Below are 20,045 nucleotides of genomic sequence, written 5' to 3' on the forward strand. Positions count from 1 at the left end.
ATTTAGTGTATCTGAGGTGAGTTAAAGTGTCCAATTGGATTAGGGGGCTTTAAAGCTGTGATCGTTAGAGTTAGGAAGCAGTATGAGGGAGGGAGAGACAGACAGAGACAGACAAGACAGACAAGACAGACAAGATAGAGGGACACAGTACATGGCGATGATTCAGACGTAAATGTTGTGTTTTTTTATCAAAAATATATATAAAAAAAGGGCTGTACGTGATTTCACGTTCAGCCCTCGGAATCTACCCCTTCATGTTCCGGCCCTTCGAGATCCAGCTTTTATTATCCAGTATAGAAAAGGGAAGCATGAGATGACTCACAGCTTGTTGTTAGTTAAGTGCACAGCAAGATTAATAGAAGACACCAGAATAGCCTTATGACCTAGATTAAGCTTTCGCTGGCTGCTTCGCCTCAAGCTGCAACAATGAGAAGCCATATGGTGCGAGATCCAGAGTTAACTTGTTCTGTCTTGCTTCAACCGGGGCAGAGGTGAACAAGTCACGCCAGACGTTATGATCTCCCCACCCAAGTTCCAGTTTTCGAGGCTCGTCACTGGCATTGAGCACCAGCAGCACACGTTCTCCACTCCCCGAATCCACACGTTCCATCGCAAGGCACGAGTCGCCTGCTGTGGCATAAACAATCTTTAACCCCGCACTGCGCATAGCTGGATGTTTCTTGCGTAACTCAATCGTTCGAGTGAAAAACTCAAGCAGCTCGCGGTTTTGCTTCTTCACATCCCATTCCATACATTTACGGCAACCCGGATCATATCCACCGTCCAACCCAACCTCATCCCCATAATAGATGCAAGGTGCACCCGGATAAGAGAAAAGCAACGTTACGGCCAATTTCATTTTACGTATATCTCCATCACATAACGTCAGTAACCGCGGCGTATCATGGCTACCGAGCAGGTTAAATGCTGCTTCAGTAACCGGTTGTGAGTACGATGCAAGCAATTTGCCAATCTCGTTGGCAAATCCGAGTCCATCCAGCTTGCCATGCACGGTGTAATCGAGTACGGAGTTGGTAAAAGGGTAATTCATGACGGCATCGAACTGGTCTCCTTGCAGCCACATCAATGAATCATGCCAGATCTCACCGAGCAGATAAGCATCGGGTTTGATCGCTTTGACCGTCTGCCTGAACTCACGCCAGAATTGGTGATCCACCTCATTGGCCACATCCAGCCGCCAGCCGTCAATATCCATCTCCTCGATCCAGTAGCGTGCAGCTTCCAGGAGATAGGTTTTGACGTCCGGGTGTTCCGTATTCAGCTTGGGCATGAGTGGCTCAAAGGCAAAGGTTTCGTAGGTCGGAATGCCATCCTCTACACGCGGTGGCCAATCCTTGATGTAGAACCAGTCTGCATAAGGGGAAGCCGCACCATGTTTCATCACATCGACAAAAGGAGGAAACTCTCTTCCCGAATGATTGAACACGGCATCTAGGACGACTCGTATACCACGAGCATGACACGCATCCACAAGCGTTCTTAATTGTTCATTTGTACCAAACTGAGGATCAACCCTCAAGTAATCGGCGGTATTGTATTTATGGTTGGTTGTGGCTTCAAAGAGTGGACAGAAATAGATCGCTGTAATTCCGAGTTCACTAAGATGATCCAGATGATCCATCACGCCTTGCAGGTCTCCGCCAAAGAAGTTGGTCGGTGTAGGCGTGCCACCCCAAGGTTCAGCATTGGCTGGCGTCAGAGAAGGGTCACCATTCGCAAAACGTTCGGGAAAAATCTGATAAAAAACAGCATCCTTAACCCATGCAGGCGGTTCAAAAATATCGACCGGATTCATGAATGGAAAATCAAACATTTCCAGCGGATGCTCCGGCAGTGTCTGTTCAAATCCTCGCTCTGTCATCCACACAGAATCTTCCCCCTGGATAAGCTGGAAGGCATAACGTAGTCTGCGGAAGGGCGGAGATGTCTCGGCCTCCCAGTAGTCAAACATGTCATCCCGGGCGAAAATACGCATCGGAATATGCGTGATCGTCCGATCCCAAGCATATTTATCTCCTGTAATAGCAATGACGGCATCCAAATCCCCACGTTTGGATCGCAGACGGAGATGCATGGTTGTGCGATTATACGCATAAGACCAGTTCAGTTTGGGACGATGATAAATCGCTTCTAAAATCATGAAAATCACTCCTTGGCACATAAATAAATGCAAGATAAGGCCAGAGAAATGCCGTAAAAAAACGCAAAAAAAGGTACAACCTCCCAAGTTCACGAGGTTGTACCTTTCGGCAGCATAGCCTTTTGATTATACGGCTATTATACGAATTATTTTTACAAAAGAAAACACTTTTTTTCCTTAATTATCAATTTATGATGAGGCTGAGCACACTACATCTGGAATCCCAGTTGTTCACCGTATGTTTTGGCTTCTTTGATGTACTGCTCGATGCTCTTTTTACCCACAGCAATCTTGTCATTACCCTGCTTGAGAAACGTGCGGTTTATTGTTGTTTTGGACACAGCCTTTTTGAACAATTGATAACCTTCCAGCTGTGCGTAGCTACCTTTAATCAATTTGTTATGGACTTTTTTCAACTCCGTATTCTCCGGTTTGATCTGCTTCAGCATGGAAACATATTTCGTGTAATTTGGAATAGCTGTGTTGTTTAACGTCAGAAAGAAAGATTTACGATTGGAGGAGGTGATGTATGTGTTTCCGCCTATGGCGTCCATTGCTTTCTTTTCATAAACCCCCGCTGCTTCCAAGGCATCCAAATAATCCAGAAAATCTTGGTCATCTGCCGTAAGCTCCTGTTCCTCCTGGTTGATTGTCTCTTCCGTGTTTGCCTCATCCGAGATCACAGTGGAATTATCCGCTGCTGCAGTATAATGCCCTGTTGGAAGAACTACGCCGCCGATTAACACCATACTCATCAGGATCGAAAGAATCCAATGTTTTTTCATAATACCCGTCCCCTGTCTTTATATATGTGATTTTATCCAAGGGATAATCTAACATAAGAAGAGTTCCAATTACAGGAATAATTTAGAAATAAAATTAGGGTTAAATGGGCCGACTCTAAGTTCAAAAAGGACAGAGTATGGTCGAGTTATTCATAGATATAAGTTTGAACGAATAAATATTAATACGCTTGCATGCTATCACATGATGAAATAGAAGGAGGGATAAAGTAATATTTTTCCAATAAGGAGTAGGGGACAATTGACATTAATGGTTACACAACATTTAATAATATCGATTCATATTATATGTATTCACCTGAAAATTGCTTTACAGCGGCCTTTTTAAGAAGAATGAAGATGAATTACGACGTGAAAATCTTTTCCAAATAAATGCTTGTCTAAATTACCCAACTCCATTACAATACAATTGATAATGAGATTCAATATCATTTAGGGAGAAAAGGGGAGAAAGTTCCATGTTTGGATTTAACAAAAAGTTAACTATTTATGCAGCGCTCATTCTTATGATTTCGTTGCTGGCTGGATGTGCTTCAGGGGGAAGTGCAGATACGACAAATACAGCAAGCTCAGCAACAAGCGGCAAGAGTACTGAAGGCAGCACGGAGGGGGACACTACTGCCAAAGCAGCAGACGAGACTCGGGTGATCAAACATGCCATGGGAGAAACAAAAATCACGGGAACTCCGCAACGAATCGTGACACTGTTCCAAGGTGCGAATGATGTTGTGGTAGCACTTGGCGTGAAACCGGCGGGTGTCGTTGAATCATGGGTTCAGCAGCCCGTTTATGAATATCTGCGTAAAGACTTGGACGGTGTACCACAAGTGGGTCAAGAACCGCAGCCCAATCTGGAAGAGATCAACAAGCTGAAGCCTGACCTCATTATTGCAACCAAAATCAGACACGAAGAAATCTATGAGCAGTTGTCCCAGATCGCACCAACGGTCGTGACCGAAACGTTGTTCGATTGGAAAGAAACGTTGAAGCTTGCAGGGGAAGCCATGAACAAAACAGAGGAAGCGAGTAAACTGCTTGCTGATTGGGAGACTCGCGTGGCGGATTTCAAAGAGAAGATGGGTAACCGTCTGCCGATTGAAGCAACCATCACGAACTTTAGAGCGGATCAGGTTCGTATTTTCTACATGGGATATGCAGGTAAAATTCTGAAGGAACTTGGTTTTACAAGACCTGCAGGACATGATGCAGATAAATGGGGTGTTGAACTGACATCCAAAGAGGCGATTCCGGATATGAATGCAGACATGATCTTTAACTTTAATTCAGGCACGGATACAGCTGCAATTGAGAAAAACTACAAAGATTGGACAAGCAGTCCACTCTGGAATAACCTTGACGCTGTGAAAAACAACCAGTTGGTTCAGGTGGATGAAGTGGCCTGGAACATGGCAGGCGGATACACATCGGCCAACATGATGCTGGATGATCTATACAAGCAGTTCAACCTGACTAAATAATAGGAGCAGGATCTGCCATGCACCAGAACTTTCGTGAGCGAAGTGTATGGGCAGGCAGGTCCTGTTTCAATTTACAGATTACAGATGAAAGAGTGAGCGTATGTTTCCCCTTTTTACCAAGGCAAGTGCGAAAATATCCGGGTTGGTTGGCTTATTCATTCTTATGCTTCTCTCAGCAACCGCCAGCATGATTCTGGGACGCACACCGATTACGTTCCATATGTTGTGGGATGCGTACCATTCCTATGATGAAACGTCGGTAGGACATGTGGTGTTACTGACGGAACGATTGCCACGCACGGTTATTGCGGCTGTTGTAGGTGCAAGCTTGGCTGTTGCAGGTGGACTGATGCAGGCACTGACACGTAATCCGCTGGCATCCCCAAGTGTGTTCGGGATTAATGCGGGGGCGATTTTCTTTATTGTTATTGCTGTTGTTGTACTATCCGTATCTTCCTTGACTACGATGATGTGGTTTGGATTTGCGGGAGCGGCGATATCGGCAGCGATTGTATATGGTTTGGGTTCACTTGGACGTGATGGTCTGACCCCAATCAAAATTGTACTAGCAGGCACTGCTATTTCGGCTTTGTTTGCCTCCTTTACTCAAGCGATTCTTGTCCTGGATGGAACAGGGCTGCAGGATGTATTGTTCTGGCTTGCCGGTTCGGTAAGTGGACGAACGCTGGAGATGTTGTATCCGGTTCTACCTTATATGGCAGCTGCTGCACTGGTATCGCTATTCATGGGTAGAGCCATCAACCTGTTATTAACAGGGGATGACATTGCCAAAGGTATGGGACAGAACGTGCTTCTGGTCAAAGGAATGATGGGAATCGTTACGGTGTTACTGGCAGGGGGCTCCGTCGCGGTCGCTGGTTCTATCGGTTTGGTCGGACTCGTTGTACCGCATATCATGCGTGCTTTTGTAGGCAATGACTATCGCTGGCTTATCCCTTATTGCTTCGTGGGTGGGGCGATTCTGTTGATGTCGGCCGATGTCGTAGCAAGGCTGGTGATTATGCCGGAGGAGCTTCCGCTCGGTGTCATGACGGCCCTGATCGGCGGTCCATTCTTCATCTATATCGCCCGCAAGGGGGTGACGAAGATATGAAGAAGATGCTGACCTACCGCAATAAAAAGGACACCGTCTCCATGCAAGTCGAGCGCAAGTCCATGATGGTTATCGCCGTATGCCTATTCCTGTTCTTGGCGGCAGGAGTGGTTGGAACAAGTATGGGCAGTGACTTTATTTCTCCACTGGATGTTATTCGCACCATCTTCGGACTGAACGCAGGAGAGCATGATTTCGTCGTGCTGACACTTAGGCTTCCACGTGTATTGTTATCTCTGCTTGTTGGGGCAGCACTTGGGATGTCGGGTGCACTGTTACAGGGCATTATTCGTAATCCACTTGCTTCACCCGACGTCATCGGCATAACGGGGGGTGCAGCGGTAGCTGCCGTAGGATTTGTGACGTTGTTGGGCGGAACGGTTAGTATCAAACTGCTGCCGCTTTTCGCTGTTATCGGTGCGATGGTAACGGCACTCATCATTTATATCCTTGCTTGGAAAAAAGGAGTCAGTCCAATCCGGCTTGTGCTGATTGGAATCGGCGTATCGGCTATAACGGGGGCAGGCACAACCTTTATGTTGATTCTAAGCCCGTTCTATACGGCGAGTCAGGCCTATATCTGGCTAACAGGCAGCATCTATGGGGCAACATGGACGGATATCCGAACCATACTCCCCGTCATTTTGATTGTTGTGCCTCTCGCCATGTGGTTTGCCCGCAGTCTAAATGCGCAGGAGTTCGGAGACGACCTTGCTACAGGGCTGGGCGTTACGGTGCAGTGGCATCGATCTATCCTGCTATTGTGCAGTGTGCTTCTCGCCGGAATCGCTGTTTCAGTCGCTGGCACGATTGGCTTTGTCGGTCTGATTGCTCCGCATATCGCGCGAAAGCTGGTAGGTCGGATGTTCGGCAGTATGCTACTGGTATCCGGATTCATTGGTGCGTTACTGGTCTGTGTAGCTGATCTCATTGCCCGAACGGCGTTCCTGCCGCTGGATGTGCCAGCCGGTGTATTCACCGCAGGTATCGGTGCACCGTTTTTCCTGTATCTATTATTTAAGAATCGAAACCACTATTGAGGAGGAGAGTGCTGTGAGTATTCTGGAAGCCAAGGAGCTTACCATCTCCTATGGAGCAGATCCGATTATAGAAAATCTGAATCTGACGATCCCCAAGGGAGAGATTACAGTTCTGATCGGTAGTAATGGCTGCGGCAAATCAACGCTGCTTCGTACGATGGCAAGACTGCTGAAGTCCAGTTCGGGCACCGTATTACTGGATGGTGAAGAGATTGCGAAGCTACCCACTAAAGAAATTTCAAGACGTATGTCCATTTTGCCCCAAGGCCCAACGGCACCGGAAGGTTTGACCGTAAATCAGCTGGTTCGCCAAGGGCGTTATCCTCACCAGACATGGCTTAAACAGTGGTCACGTGAGGATGAGCGCATGGTCGAGTTTGCTCTTGCATCCACACATCTGACGGCACTGGCGGATCGGCCTGTTGATGCACTATCTGGTGGTCAGCGTCAGCGCGCATGGATCGCCATGACCTTGGCACAAGGCACGGAAACATTAATATTGGACGAGCCTACGACGTATCTGGATATGACACATCAGATCGATATTCTGGATCTGCTGTTTGAATTAAATGAACGGGAAGGGCGCACAATCGTGATGGTGCTTCACGACCTGAATCTGGCGTGTCGTTATGCACATCATATTGTGGCGGTACACAACAAGTCGATCTATGCAGAGGGGAAACCGGAGGATATTATCACTCGTGACCTCGTGCGTTGCGTTTTTCAGATGGAGTGTGAGATTGCAGTAGATCCGTTATTCGGCACGCCGACCTGTATTCCGCACGGAAGAGGCAGGAAGTTGAACGGAGAACAGCAACGTTATACACAACTGGCTTAATGAATGCTTGATGAAAGGCCGTTTCATAGTCATCCATCCCCCGAAATCACCCCTTAGTTACATCTTTCTATCTTTATGGGATAACGAATCAGGCAAGCAGAGGATTTGTAATTCTTCGCTTGCCGGGTTTGTTATGCCTTCTAACGACCTTGATGTACGGTTCAAGAGCACCTCTCCACAGAAATTCAAACTATTTTTCCCTTAAAAGTTTTATATTGACAACCTATCAGCAATTACCATAAAATAGATTTTGTGTGATACTGATAATCATTATCAATAAAATCAACCGATAGGAAGGTCGGATATGAATTTGCTCCGTTCCAGAAGTTCCATATTTCCAAAAGGTTTTGATAATTTACAGAACCGTTTGATTCTGAACAAAGCTAACAAGATGGGCATCCATTGCGAGTTGCTGGTGGAGAGCTGTGAGGATTTTCTTAGATTGTCCCTTGAGCACAAGCAGATCATCATTAACAAGACAAGAACCCACCGCTTACCGCTGATCGCCGGACTGCTTGCCAAAAATAAACAGGCATGTAATCTGATCCTGCAAGAGCAGGGGATGCCAGTCCCTTCGCATATTGTCGTGGCTGCTATGGGAGAAGAGGCAGAGCATTTTCTCAATCAGCACCATTCCATCGTAGTCAAACCATTGGATGCGAGCAGCAGCCAGGGAGTTACGCTAGATGTACGTACCTGTGCTGAACTGGAAACGGCGATAGACCTCGCAGCCCAATATGGAAGTAACATACTACTGCAGCAATATGTCATTGGAACCGACTACCGGGTGCTGATTATCAACGATCAGGTAGCGGCAATTAACCAATACCGACCTGTTTATGTGACTGGCGATGGTAATTCGTCTGTACGCGAACTCATTGAAATCCTGAACGAAAGCCGAATGGAAGACACAGAGATCGGTATGTACGAAGCTTTTCCTGCAATTGATCTCGAATCTGTTGAAAACACACGTTTGCTGGATACGTTGCGTAAGCAAGGTGTTGGTTGGAATGACATACCTCCCGTAGGTCAAGAAATTGAACTGTATGACCTCCGTAATTCGGCAGCCGGGAAGATTAGTGAATTCTACCGGGATTGTACGGATGACATTCACCCTGACAATGTCCGCATGATGATACAGGCAGCCCAAGCGCTTCAGATTGACGTTGCAGGAATAGATGTTCGTTGTAAGGATATTCGAGTGCCTATTACGGCTGCACAGGGAGGCATTCTGGAAGTTAACGCGTTGCCGGATCTGACACACCACGTGTATCCGTATGGCGGAACGAGCAGGGATGTTGTGCGTCAATATCTGGAATATCTATTTCAGAGCTAGTGACTGGCGCGTAATAGGCACTTGTTTCGATACGGAATGGAGTTAATAACGAATATACAGGCATTTTATGGCCTGAATCGATAATAAGGGGCGTTAGAGAGTTATGTCAGTAGAGGTACAGACGGAATACCTGAAGCTGCAAAACGAAAAGGAGTCCAATGCACGAGCGTATCCCCGGCATTTCCCGCTTGTCATCAGCAAAGCTCAAGGCATCAAGATTACGGATACGGAAGGCCGTGAATATTACGATTGTCTCGCGGGTGCGGGAACATTGGCACTTGGGCATAACCATGAGACGGTCGTTAGCGCCATTCGCGACGTGCTGGATCAGCAGATCCCTTTACATACACTGGATTTGGCTACACCGCTGAAACTTTCGTTTATGCAGGAGCTGTTCTCTTTATTGCCCGAAGAGATGCGGGATACATCCAAAATTCAGTTCTGTGGCCCAACCGGAGCCGATGCGGTCGAAGCAGCGGTCAAGCTGGTAAAACATGCAACAGGCGGCAAATCCATTTTGGCTTTCCAAGGTGGGTACCACGGTTCAACCCAAGCAACGATGTCCATGAGCGGAAATCTGAGTAAAAAGGAACAGTTGCAAAGCTTGCTACCGGATGTACATTTCCTGCCTTTTCCGTACGAATACCGCTGTCCATTTGGAGTTGGTGAAGGCATGACCGCCCGCTTAAGTGCACAGTACATTGAAAACTTGCTGGATGATTGCGAGAGCGGAATAGCAGCGCCATGCGGTGTGATCGTGGAAACGGTACAGGGCGAGGGTGGTGCGATTCCAGCGGATATTGAGTGGTTGAAGGAGTTGCGCCGAATCACGGCAGAACGTAACATTCCTCTGATTATTGATGAAGTGCAGACGGGAATTGGTCGGACGGGGTGTATGTTTTCGTTTGAACACGCGGGTATCGTGCCCGATGTCATCATTTGCTCCAAAGCCGTAGGCGGCAGCCTTCCCATGTCTGTTGTGATCTATAAGGAAGAGCTGGATCAGTGGAATCCGGGTGCGCATACAGGCACATTTCGTGGCAATCAGCTAGCCATGGCCGCAGGTCTCGCCACGTTACGTTATATCAAGGAGCATCATGTGATGCAGAATGTGCATCAGCGCGGTGAGCAATTCATGGCACGGCTCCATGCAATGAAAGGTCGTTTTGCCGAAATCGGTGACGTTCGCGGACGTGGGCTGATGATCGGTGTTGAAGTGGTCAATCCGCAAGGCGGCAAAGATCGTATGGGACATTATCTGCAGCATGGTGAACTGGCTTCCGTCATTCAGCAGCAATGTTTCCGCAACGGACTCATTGTAGAAGTTGGCGGACGTCATTCTGCGGTTGTGCGTTTCCTGCCGCCGCTGAATATTACGGAGAAGCAAGCGGGCGAGGTACTGGCGATCTTTGAACGGTCGGTATCGGAAGCTATTGCATTAATGGAAGCGGTATGATGAATGTATCGCTGCTTCGGCGGCATGCGGTTTTACTGTCCATTCTACTAGGGGCTTTCACGCTTGTGCTTACCAACAGTGCGTTTAACCTGCTGCTTCCATATTTCATCGAATATTATGACATATCCACTACAGCGGGCGGCTGGATCATTGCCCTGTATATGCTCGCCATGACATTAACGATGCCGCTGGCTTCCCTGATCGTAGATCGGCTGGGACGCAAGCGAACGTACATGCTGGGCATTTGCATCTACGGGGTATTTTCTGTGCTCGGGGCTTTGCTCCATTCTTTCATTGAAGTGCTGCTGCTTGTAAGGTTCATGCATGGTGTCGCAGCCGGTTTGATGATTCCTTTATCCCTTGTGTTGCTGTTTGATGTTTACGGCCCGGAGGTTCGTGGGCGCATTACAGGTGCGTGGGGGCTGCTGCTGATGCTTGCTCCTGCGGCTGGGCCAACCCTTGGTGGGTTTATCATTCAGTATGGACGGCTGGAGATGCTGTTCTGGCTGAACGTGCCGTTGGCACTTTTTTCGCTAATGGGTTGTGGACGCGTGATTCAAGCTTATATTCCGGCTCGCAGGAAAACGTGGCATCCATCCAGTGTTATACGGCTTGTTGGTGCAGTTGGTGCACTGAGTCTGGGCGTACAGTTGTATGCCAGTCCCGCAGTAGATTCATGGATACCCTGGACACTGATTGCCATTGGCGTGGTGTTGCTTGTTCGTTTTATCCAGGTTGAAAATTCACGTGATGAGCCGCTCATCCGTTACTCATTGCTGCGAAGAAAAGGTGTTTTTTCCCTTACCGTTCTGATCTCCACGATTCAGGATTGTGTGATGTTTGGCGTGATTTTTACGTTGCCACTGCTGTTTCAGGAAGTCTTTCAATTATCTCCGGCGCTTTCCGGTGCCTTGTTCATTCCGCTTTCGATCTCCACCAGTCTGTTCATGTGGATTGGAGGCAACCTGTTAGACCGGGGGCGCTCCCTTCAGTATATCGCTTGGGGCACGTTGCTGGTGTCCGTATCCATTCTGTCCTTTGCATTTTTGCCTATGGGGGCGTCTATATGGATCATCGGGGTGCTGATGGCGTGCCGGGGAGTTGGTGTGGGGCTTTCTGGTATGAGCATTTCTGCTATAGGTCTGCAGGCGTTACCTGATGAAGACTTGCATGAAGGATCGGTGCTGTCCACAACAATTGAACGACTGGCTTCATCGTTTGCGGTGATGGGCATGACGCTGTATTACGATATGCGCTGGCAATGGCTGGCCGGGCATGGCAGTGCGGTTGAACTGGCAAAATGGGGAGCCATTAAAGAAATCTGCGTAGGTCTTGGCTGCGCTATTCTACTGACGTTACCTCTGGTCTTACTTATAACTCGAAAGAAGGTTGGCTTCATTGTTCAAAATGGAAAACAAACTCCGGTCCAAGGCGGAGCAACAGGCCGATGAACATTCCTGCAAGCTGCTGCTGAACTGTTATATCCGTGAGCTTGGGCCGGAAAGAGCAGAACAGATTCAGCTTAACCCGGATACGCTGACGTATACGATCACTTTTCCAACCAGCGGTGTATGTGTGATGGGGTTACTTTCTTATTACTCCGCTATGGGCGAGCATGAATATCTCAGTATGAACCGTAACGGGCAAACCGTGTATAGCCGGGATTTGGTGCGATGGATTTCATCTGAAATTGGCGGAGATCCAGATCGGGGAACCGAACGCGTTCGTGATTTTATTCAAAAAGTGGAGAACAGCGTCGCTAACCTCACATTGTACCTGGAGCAGGCGTCTGGTCTCGGGATATATGACTATATTACCTCTGAACAATCCCTGTTGTACGGTCATCCATTTCATCCTTTTCCAAAAAACTCCAGAGGTTTTACTGCCTCGGATGTGCAGCGATACAGTCCAGAACTTCGAACCTCTTTTCAGCTCTGTTACATCGCCGTAAGGCAGGATGTGTATGCAGAGGAATGGGTGCCGCATTCACATCAAATCAATCTGCACGAACTTTTGGCAAGCCAGGACTGGCCTGTGTCCAAAGATAAGCTGGGCATGTATGGACTGTTGCCTGTCCATCCATGGCAATATGCATACATCTCACGTCTGGACGAGGTACAGTCCTATATCCGTGAAGAGAAGTTACTGTTACTAGGCAGCGCAGGGCCGCTCGCCTACCCGACCTCTTCGGTACGCACGGTGTATGTACCGACCTGGAACTGCAATATCAAGTTGTCGCTGAATATGCAGATTACCAACATGATTCGCACCAACAGCGCCGAGCAGATGAGGCGGACAATGGATGCATCCACATATGTGTGGCAGCAAGGATGTTTTGATGCGGAGCCAAAGACCCACATTGCGTATGAGACAGGTGTAGCGACATGTAGGTTCGAGAATGATGAAGATCTGACAAGTCTGTTCACGATCGCCTATCGTCCAATCGAGTTCGACCCTGCGAGTACCTATGTATTGTCCAGTCTGGTCGAGTCGCCATGGCCTGGGGCACCATCCCGCTTAGTGACTATGCTGTGTGGTAGACAGGATGATGCCGATGTCGTTGATCGTGACAAGGTCGAGCAATGGCTGTCACGCTATCTAACCTGCTCGTTGTTGCCGCTTGTAAGAGCGGCTGGAGAGAAAGGCATTCATTTTGAAGCCCATTTGCAAAACACATTGGTGACCCTGGAGCAGGGCATGCCGGTTGCTTTTATCGTGCGTGATCTGGAAGGAGTTAGTGTAGACGAGCAAATGGTTGGTGGGCCGCCCGGGGAACAGAAGACGGATCAGCGTTTACAGCCAGAACAGAGGCATGAGCCGATAGAAACTTCGGAAGTGTCCGAGTTGTTATTTTATCCGCGTGAGAAGGCGTGGGCGCGAACCTCGTATTATTTTATCGTGAATCATCTGGGCTCGTTAATTCATGTGCTGGCCCGGGATGTGAGCGTGCCGGAGGAGTACTTCTGGGCGCAGGTGCGAGAGGTACTCGAAGAAGAATGGACACGAACAGGTAACGCATATGTGGAGCATTTGCTGACCGCAGACGCTTTTCTAGCCAAACAAAATCTGGTGAGTTGTCTCACGGGCATTAGTCAGACCCCGGCTTATGTGCCGGTAGGTAACGTCATGAAACGTTTAGGGAGTGAAGCACGTGAGATTCGAAGAAATCGCAACTGAGGCAGACGAGAAGAAGGTAAACAAAGTCTCTAATGACGGCGGAGTCCCCGTATACGTGGAAGTTCAAGAGCGAATCATACGGCAGGTACTGGAAGCGATGTGGTTTGAGGGCATTCTGGATCGTGAGGAAAACGGTAGTAAGTGGTCTACCAGCGGCATTACTGCGTCAGGGGAATCGGTGGTGTATACGTGTGAAGCAGTGCGTAAGTTTTCATTTGGCCGCGTGAAGGTGAAGATCGGGTCGATTAAGCGTGAAGGCAGTGCCTGCACGGATCTGGATCTCTTTCTGGAGGAAATGGTGTTGAACCGCTTGAAGGGTGCGAAACTGACGGCGTTTGTTCAGGAGCTGCAAGAAACGATGGCCAAAGACAGTCAGTGCCGGGCAAGGTTACCTCTCCACATTCCTGTACAAGATCGGCACTATGATGCGCTTGAAAGTCACATGACGGACGGCCATTTATACCATCCGAGTTACAAGTCCAGACTGGGGTTTTCGCTGCAAGACAATCTCGCTTATGGCCCCGAGTTCAATGCAGACGTTCTGCTTATCTGGGTTGCGGCGCGAAAAGAAATGGTTCAAACGGCCGTATCCGGCGGTTATGACTCGGCAGCACTGCTGGAACAGCATCTGACGGAGGAAGATTTGCAGCATTTCCACCAGATTATTTCGGACAAAACAGACGCAATGCATATCGATTCCTACATATTCATCCCGATTCATCCATGGCAGTGGGAGCACGCAGTGGAGTCCATATATGCGAAGCAGATCATGGATGGAGACATCATTTATCTTGGTTCTTCGGCTTCCTCTTATCGTGCGCAGCAGTCCATTCGTTCCCTCTCGAATCGAAATAACCCAGTGGCACCATACATCAAGCTGGCTCTGAGCATAACGAACACCTCAAGCACACGTATTCTTGCCCAGCATACAACGCAAAATGCACCTCTGATCAGTGACTGGCTGGATCAACTGGTGAGAGAGGATGAGCTGTTGCAGCAGGAGCAGTTTGCCATTTTAAAAGAAATCATGGGTCTCTCGTTCCGTTACGAAACGTTACCTGTCACTCAGTACGGCCGCGCTTACGGCACCCTGGGTGCAATCTGGCGGGAAAATGTATCCGTACACCTGAAGAAAGGTGAGACGGCATGGCCGCTGAATGCACTTATGCTGGTGCAGCGGAACGGAGTTCCTTTTATACAAGATGCCATTGAGCGTCATGGTGTTCAGCTATGGGGAGAGGCGCTGGTGCGTACACTCACGTTGCCAATGATTCATCTCTTGTATGCGCACGGGATTGCACTTGAATCGCATGCCCAGAATATCATTTTGGTGCTGGAAAATGATCTGCCCAAACGGTTCATCATCAAAGATTTGCATGATGGCGTCCGTTACGTGCCGGATCAGTTGCTGCACCCGGAACGGGCGCCGAAGCTGCATCCTGAACCGGAAACCCACCGCAAATTCAATCGGTATTCGTTCATCTATGCCAGCGACGTGTCGGAGGTACGCGACTATACGTACGATGCGTTCTTTTTTATCTGCATGACCGATGTTGCCTTGTCACTGGAGCGGTTTGGCCTGTCCGAAGAGACTTTCTGGCAGCTGTGCGCTGGTGTAATTCTGGATTATCAGCGGCAACACCCCGAGTATGCGAAGCGGTTTGACATGTTTGACCTGCTGGCAGAGGATGCCTTGATCGAAGAGATGACGAAGCGGCGGCTATATGGGGATGGGGAATTGTATTTCCGCAAGGCAAGTAATCCGCTCAAACTGGCAAAGGACGCGCTTGAACAGAAGGGTGAACACGAGCAGAGGGAAGAACTTGAACAGAAGGCTGCAAACCGATGAAGATGAACTCGCTCAAAGAGAAAATTGCTCGCAAACAGCAGGTATTTGGCCTATTTGTTTCCATTCCGCATCCGATCATCATCGAGATGATTGGTCATGCAGACTATGACTTTGTCATCATTGATCTGGAGCATACAGCAACATCCATGGAGTCCGTAGAAGAGTTGATACGAGCAGCCGAAGGGGTTGGCCTCACACCACTCGTACGGATATCAAAGATCGAACGGACCGAGATTCTGAAGGTGCTGGACTGCGGAGCGCAGGGGATCGTCATTCCCCATGTGGAGACGTTGGCGCAAGTGAAGGAAGCTGTGCATCATGCCTATTATCATCCGCTCGGCATGCGTAGTCTGAACAGTGGACGACCCGGTGTATTCGGTAAATTCCCGCTGACTGAATACATTGCAGAGGCCAATGCGCAGGTGATGATCGTGCCAATGATCGAAAGCATGAAGGGTGTAAGGCAAAGCCCGGAGATTTTATCTCATCCACAGGTGAGCTTTGTGCTTGAAGGTGCTGCGGACTTATCGCAATCGCTGGGTGTGCCATGGCAGACGGATCACCCGGATGTGAGGGAGGCGTTAAACGTATTGCATGAGACTGCGCAGCGGTCTGGCATACCTTATGCGACGGTCACCAGAGGAATGGAAGACATGGCCGTCTGGCGTGAACGTAATGTACACATCTATGTGCTTGGAGATGACCGCAATACGGCCTTTCGAGCCTACGCCCAAAAGCGGAATGACTACAGAAATGCAGGTGAACAGACATGAAAGCGAGTGTTCAACAAGTGCTGGACGGGATTCAACGTGACACACATGAGCCGATATGTGCATACATCTACGATCTGGCAGGGATTCAGGAGCAAGTGCGCGCAATGCTGCAAACGATGCCAGCACATACGCAGTTGTTCTATGCAATTAAAGCCAACCCCGATCCGCACATTATTGAAGCGCTGCTTCCTTTGGTAAAAGGCTTTGAGGTGGCGTCCATTGGCGAGCTGATGAAGGTTCGGGCGGTGAGCCGTGAAGTTCCTATCCTGTTTGGTGGCCCGGGCAAGAAGGAAAGCGAGCTGAAGCTGGCAATAGAGCATCACGTGAGTTATATCCATGTGGAGAGTCTGCTGGAATTGCGCCGTATCATTGCGATTGTCAAAGCGCGAGAACAAGGAATAGAGGATGGAAGAGAACATAGGCAAGGGCAAGGTGGGGAGGGAGAGGAACAGGGGCAAGCAGAAGCGAAATCGCAAGTGGAGCAAGGGCAAGGGCAGTTGAGAGGGAAACAGGAGCCCGAAGTTCGTGTGCTGTTTCGCATCAACTTGAGAAGTAACACATTGCCACGAACTAAAATTGTAATGGGAGGCGGGCCGAGTCCCTTTGGAATCGATGAGGAGGCGGTTGAGGAAGCAATTGAGCTGATTCGTGTGGAAGGTAAGGGGGCGGTTCGGTTATGCGGATTCCATTTCCATTCCCTGTCCAACAATATGGATGCCAGACTGCATGCCGAGATGATCGAGCTGTATTTGCAAAAGGTAGAGCACTGGCAACAGCAATATAACTTGCAGGTAGAAGTGGTGAATGCAGGCGGTGGGTTTGGTGTGACGTATGACGGTAGTCCCGGCTTCGACTGGCCTTTGTTCACTTCGCTTTTGCAGCAAAGTGAAGCCGGAAAGCGTTTTGCTTCGCGCGGTGCAGAGTTGTTTTTTGAATCAGGCCGCTTGTTGGTAGCAGATCACGGTTATTACGTAACCGAGGTGACGGATATCAAACGTTCGCACGGACAGATGTTTGCCATTTTGCGGGGAGGCACACATCATCATCGGTTACCTGCATCCTGGGGGCATAATCATCCTTTTCAGATTGTATATACAGATCGTTGGACGCATGGATTTGCAAGACCAGAGGTTCGAGAAGAACGAGTTCATATCGTAGGTGAACTATGTACGCCGAAGGATCGCATGCATTCCGATGCAGAGATTGAGCGGTTAAGTGTGGGCGATGTGATTGTGTTTGAAAAATCAGGTGCGTACGCCTGGACGATCTCGCATCATGATTTCCTGGGGCATCCGCACCCGGCATTCCACTATTTGACGGAGGGCGATGAACATGTCAACGCTAATGCAACGTTCCAGTCGGCAAACCGCTGAACAAAAGATATTATCTGATCTGATGAATAGCCTGCTGGCAGAGCAGCTGCTTCCGCTGCAAGGTCATTCGTTTGTTGATTTTGCTACTGCACCTGCGCAGCTTCGACAGTTATATCAAGGGTATGAGGCCGGGTGGGACAAGGGTAGCGCAAAGAAATATATACACGGTCACATTGTCGATGAGCAGAACAAGAGTGAGTACTACTCCAATGAGCGTAACTCTACGCAGGATAATTTCAGTGAGAGTAACCCTACGGAGAAGAACTCTAGTGGAAATAACCTCAGTGATTATAACTTCAATAAGGTTAACTCTTCTGGAGAAACGCCGACTGCTACGTTGGCTTTCCGTTTGGGGTTGCATGCGGAAGGTGTACTTTGTCTGGTTGAAAACGGGGTAAGGCAGGGTATCCAGTGGGTTCAAGGGTCACCCATCTATCAACAGAATTCGGATGGGAGCTGCACACTGCTGGATACTCCGGCGTCCGTTGGGCGTGCGGTGTTGCAGCGGGCATTGTCGGAGGATGCCTATGCGCAGCCTGGTGTGGCAGATTTTCTGGCAAGCTTAGATGTGGCTGTGGAGCAATATGAACTTGGATGGAATCAGGTTCAGCCGTTGTCTGCTTATGAGCCGAAGTCTGCGTATGAATGGTTTGTGAAAAGCGAGCGTATTGCTGCACTCCGGGATCGCCCGTTCCATCCTTCTTCCAAAGCAAAGATTGGATTCAGTGCTGAAGATGTCACGGAATATGCAGCCGAGTTCGGGAAGACGATCCGGCTGCGCTGGGTGGCGATCAGACGGAATGCTGTGCAGCAGGGATGTGAGGACGGCTTGTCTATTCTAAATATGTTATATGATGCGCAGCGTGAGGAAGTTCAGGCCGAGTTCCAACGCAGAGGCTTGTCGATGGATGAGTACTTACCTATGCCGGTGCATCCGTGGCAGCTGGAACATGTTATTTTGCCACGGTTCACGAAAGAAATCGTAGAGGGTAGCATTGTGGTGCTGGATGTACAGATTGGCGACGTATTCGCCACATCTTCCTTGCGGTCGATGTCTCAAACCGCCGAGTCTGCGCTTATGCTAAAGCTGCCTGTAAGTGTGCTTTCACTTGGCGCCGCGCGTTATCTTCCGGTGGTTAAGCTGCTCAATGGACTTGTGGGAGAGAAGATGTTGAGGCAGGCAGTGTCTTGTGACGAGACGTTGAAAGACAAGGTGTACATGTGTGAGGAGCAAAATTGGTGGGGCTTTATGCCGGAGTCGATGGGACTGTTCGATGATCACCCCCGGCATCTGGCGGCGCAGATCCGTGTCTATCCTGCCGAGCTGCTGGATGATGTCTACAAGATTGTTCCCATGGCTGCACTTGGCGTCAATCTGGACGGGCATCATTTGCTGACCGAGATCTCGGACAAGGATTTGAGTGCAGAAGATGTTCTGGCGTTCTATGGGGATATCGCCGCTACATTCTATGATGTGGTCATGCGTCTGTTCAAGATCGGGGTTGTGCCCGAGATTCATGGCCAGAACTGCTGTCTGGTGTTGGAGCATAATCAGGTGAAGGGACTATTATTCCGGGATCATGACTCTGTGCGTTTGCATCAGCCGTATCTGGACAAGCACGGAATTGCTGATCCGGGATATCATATTCGTCCGGGGTATTCGAACAGTCTCTATAATGAGACGATCCAGAAGCTGATTTTTTATGTGCAGTCCCTTGGGACGCAGGTGAATCTGGCTGCGATCATGGAGGCGATGAGCGAAGTGTACAACATCCCGGAAACGAAGTTCTGGGAGATCACGGAGCAGGCCTGGCGGGAGGCGTTGCACCAGGTGCAGCTTCCCGAGACGGATCGGGCCACGCTGGAGCACGTGATCTTCGAGAGCGAGGCGTGGCCTGTGAAGTTAGTTGTCCGTCCGCTGCTTGAGGCGGACGGGGTGCCAGGCGCGATGCCATCGGGCAAAGGCCAAGGGTGGAACCCTTTTTATAAGGGATAGGTATGTGGGGTACATTTAGATTTGTAGGTTAAGTTTGTAGTTTAGATTCGAAGGCTAGGTTTGAAGTTTTGGCTTAGGAGTTAAGGTTGATGGGCGGGCTTAAGTGTCCAGGTTCAAGGATGAGGTTGAGTGTTTAGGTTCATATTTGGATTGAGGGTGTAGGTGTAAGGTTTTCCTTATAAAGTTTTGGTCAAAAAGTGGGGCGTAAAGTGTTCCTCCGATACCAGAAAAATTCTAACGATCTCAGATGAGCTTATTTGAGCGAAATGGGGTTCTCTGGAATTCTAACGATCACCAGGAAGCTTATATCGCCAAAAACACATGATTAACACCTATTTTCGCATCGTTTACTCAAAATAGGGTTTCCTGAGATCGTTAGAACATAAAACGGTGTGTTTTTGCCCAAATAGCGTCTCTGGTGATCGTTAGAAAAGTGTGCAGGTAGAATAGGGGAAGCTTAATAGTTAGGGTGATCTGAAGAGAACAGTCCTTCTGGTATTATACGAGTATTCGTAAGTGGTGACCCGATTGTCGGGTCGCCTTTTTTGATGTTGGCTTCGTTGTGGAGGGTGACATTAGGTTGATGTCGAAAGTGACCTTAGGTTAATGTGGAAAGTAATTAATACGTTGTATGAAAACGTTCACTTCAAT

At 48.9% G+C, this 20,045-nt stretch carries 14 protein-coding genes; 12 read left to right on the forward strand and 2 right to left on the reverse strand.

The window, feature by feature from the left end:
• Positions 1-388: 388 nt before the first annotated feature.
• Together ACUTVW_RS00005 and ACUTVW_RS00010 are read right to left on the reverse strand one after the other, a co-directional pair.
• Complete coding sequence (locus tag ACUTVW_RS00005) at positions 389-2,161, reverse strand: alpha-glycosidase (RefSeq protein WP_445643893.1); 1,773 nt, start codon at positions 2,159-2,161, stop codon at positions 389-391.
• A gap of 209 nt (positions 2,162-2,370) precedes the next feature.
• Positions 2,371-2,946 carry a hypothetical protein gene (locus ACUTVW_RS00010; protein WP_445643894.1) on the reverse strand — a complete coding sequence of 192 codons (576 nt, stop codon included), beginning with the start codon at positions 2,944-2,946 and terminating at the stop codon, positions 2,371-2,373.
• 476 nt (positions 2,947-3,422) lie between these two features.
• On the opposite strand from ACUTVW_RS00010, the gene ACUTVW_RS00015 reads away from it, so the two are divergent.
• The 12 genes from ACUTVW_RS00015 to ACUTVW_RS00070 all read left to right on the forward strand — a co-directional run bounded on the left by ACUTVW_RS00015 (position 3,423) and on the right by ACUTVW_RS00070 (position 19,394).
• Positions 3,423-4,442 carry an ABC transporter substrate-binding protein gene (locus ACUTVW_RS00015; protein ID WP_445643895.1) on the forward strand — a complete coding sequence of 340 codons (1,020 nt, stop codon included), beginning with the start codon at positions 3,423-3,425 and terminating at the stop codon, positions 4,440-4,442.
• A 100-nt stretch (positions 4,443-4,542) separates the two neighbouring features.
• Positions 4,543-5,556 carry a FecCD family ABC transporter permease gene (locus ACUTVW_RS00020; protein ID WP_445643896.1) on the forward strand — a complete coding sequence of 338 codons (1,014 nt, stop codon included), beginning with the start codon at positions 4,543-4,545 and terminating at the stop codon, positions 5,554-5,556.
• Entirely contained in the window at positions 5,553-6,596 is a 1,044-nt protein-coding gene (locus tag ACUTVW_RS00025) for a FecCD family ABC transporter permease (RefSeq protein ID WP_445643897.1), read from the forward strand. Before ACUTVW_RS00020 ends, ACUTVW_RS00025 begins: the two co-directional genes overlap by 4 nt.
• 13 nt (positions 6,597-6,609) lie before the next feature.
• A complete protein-coding gene (locus ACUTVW_RS00030; protein ID WP_445643898.1) occupies positions 6,610-7,434 on the forward strand; it encodes an ABC transporter ATP-binding protein in 825 nt (274 codons plus the stop codon).
• A gap of 304 nt (positions 7,435-7,738) precedes the next feature.
• Complete coding sequence (locus ACUTVW_RS00035) at positions 7,739-8,770, forward strand: hypothetical protein (protein ID WP_445643899.1); 1,032 nt, start codon at positions 7,739-7,741, stop codon at positions 8,768-8,770.
• A gap of 103 nt (positions 8,771-8,873) precedes the next feature.
• Positions 8,874-10,226, forward strand: coding sequence for a diaminobutyrate--2-oxoglutarate transaminase (locus tag ACUTVW_RS00040; protein WP_445643900.1), 1,353 nt, complete (start codon positions 8,874-8,876; stop codon positions 10,224-10,226).
• Complete coding sequence (locus tag ACUTVW_RS00045) at positions 10,223-11,677, forward strand: MFS transporter (RefSeq protein WP_445643902.1); 1,455 nt, start codon at positions 10,223-10,225, stop codon at positions 11,675-11,677. The genes ACUTVW_RS00040 and ACUTVW_RS00045 overlap by 4 nt, the downstream gene beginning before the upstream one ends.
• The gene (locus ACUTVW_RS00050) at positions 11,634-13,403 is read left to right on the forward strand and encodes an IucA/IucC family protein (RefSeq protein ID WP_445644935.1); all 1,770 of its coding nucleotides are present in this window, start codon (positions 11,634-11,636) and stop codon (positions 13,401-13,403) included. Before ACUTVW_RS00045 ends, ACUTVW_RS00050 begins: the two co-directional genes overlap by 44 nt.
• Positions 13,378-15,252 carry an IucA/IucC family protein gene (locus ACUTVW_RS00055; RefSeq protein ID WP_445643903.1) on the forward strand — a complete coding sequence of 625 codons (1,875 nt, stop codon included), beginning with the start codon at positions 13,378-13,380 and terminating at the stop codon, positions 15,250-15,252. Before ACUTVW_RS00050 ends, ACUTVW_RS00055 begins: the two co-directional genes overlap by 26 nt.
• Positions 15,249-16,025, forward strand: a complete 777-nt coding sequence (locus ACUTVW_RS00060; protein WP_445643904.1) for an HpcH/HpaI aldolase family protein — start codon at positions 15,249-15,251, stop codon at positions 16,023-16,025. The genes ACUTVW_RS00055 and ACUTVW_RS00060 overlap by 4 nt, the downstream gene beginning before the upstream one ends.
• A complete protein-coding gene (locus tag ACUTVW_RS00065) occupies positions 16,022-17,398 on the forward strand; it encodes a type III PLP-dependent enzyme (protein WP_445643905.1) in 1,377 nt (458 codons plus the stop codon). Before ACUTVW_RS00060 ends, ACUTVW_RS00065 begins: the two co-directional genes overlap by 4 nt.
• Positions 17,358-19,394 (forward strand): IucA/IucC family protein, encoded by a 2,037-nt coding sequence (locus ACUTVW_RS00070; protein WP_445643906.1) that lies wholly within the window; start codon positions 17,358-17,360, stop codon positions 19,392-19,394. The genes ACUTVW_RS00065 and ACUTVW_RS00070 overlap by 41 nt, the downstream gene beginning before the upstream one ends.
• Positions 19,395-20,045 lie beyond the last annotated feature (651 nt).

The sequence above is a fragment of the Paenibacillus sp. TSA_86.1 genome (assembly GCF_052691815.1).

Bases quoted from the DNA above. Each gene is read 5' to 3' on its own strand.
- ACUTVW_RS00045 (WP_445643902.1), top strand. From the start codon at position 10,223: ATGATGAATGTATCGCTGCTTCGGCGGCATGCGGTTTTACTGTCCATT.
- ACUTVW_RS00035 (WP_445643899.1), top strand. From the start codon at position 7,739: ATGAATTTGCTCCGTTCCAGAAGTTCCATATTTCCAAAAGGTTTTGAT.
- ACUTVW_RS00010 (WP_445643894.1), bottom strand. From the start codon at position 2,946: ATGAAAAAACATTGGATTCTTTCGATCCTGATGAGTATGGTGTTAATC.
- ACUTVW_RS00060 (WP_445643904.1), top strand. From the start codon at position 15,249: ATGAAGATGAACTCGCTCAAAGAGAAAATTGCTCGCAAACAGCAGGTA.
- ACUTVW_RS00065 (WP_445643905.1), top strand. From the start codon at position 16,022: ATGAAAGCGAGTGTTCAACAAGTGCTGGACGGGATTCAACGTGACACA.
- ACUTVW_RS00020 (WP_445643896.1), top strand. From the start codon at position 4,543: ATGTTTCCCCTTTTTACCAAGGCAAGTGCGAAAATATCCGGGTTGGTT.
- ACUTVW_RS00005 (WP_445643893.1), bottom strand. From the start codon at position 2,161: ATGATTTTAGAAGCGATTTATCATCGTCCCAAACTGAACTGGTCTTAT.
- ACUTVW_RS00025 (WP_445643897.1), top strand. From the start codon at position 5,553: ATGAAGAAGATGCTGACCTACCGCAATAAAAAGGACACCGTCTCCATG.
- ACUTVW_RS00015 (WP_445643895.1), top strand. From the start codon at position 3,423: ATGTTTGGATTTAACAAAAAGTTAACTATTTATGCAGCGCTCATTCTT.
- ACUTVW_RS00040 (WP_445643900.1), top strand. From the start codon at position 8,874: ATGTCAGTAGAGGTACAGACGGAATACCTGAAGCTGCAAAACGAAAAG.
- ACUTVW_RS00070 (WP_445643906.1), top strand. From the start codon at position 17,358: ATGTCAACGCTAATGCAACGTTCCAGTCGGCAAACCGCTGAACAAAAG.
- ACUTVW_RS00050 (WP_445644935.1), top strand. From the start codon at position 11,634: ATGGAAAACAAACTCCGGTCCAAGGCGGAGCAACAGGCCGATGAACAT.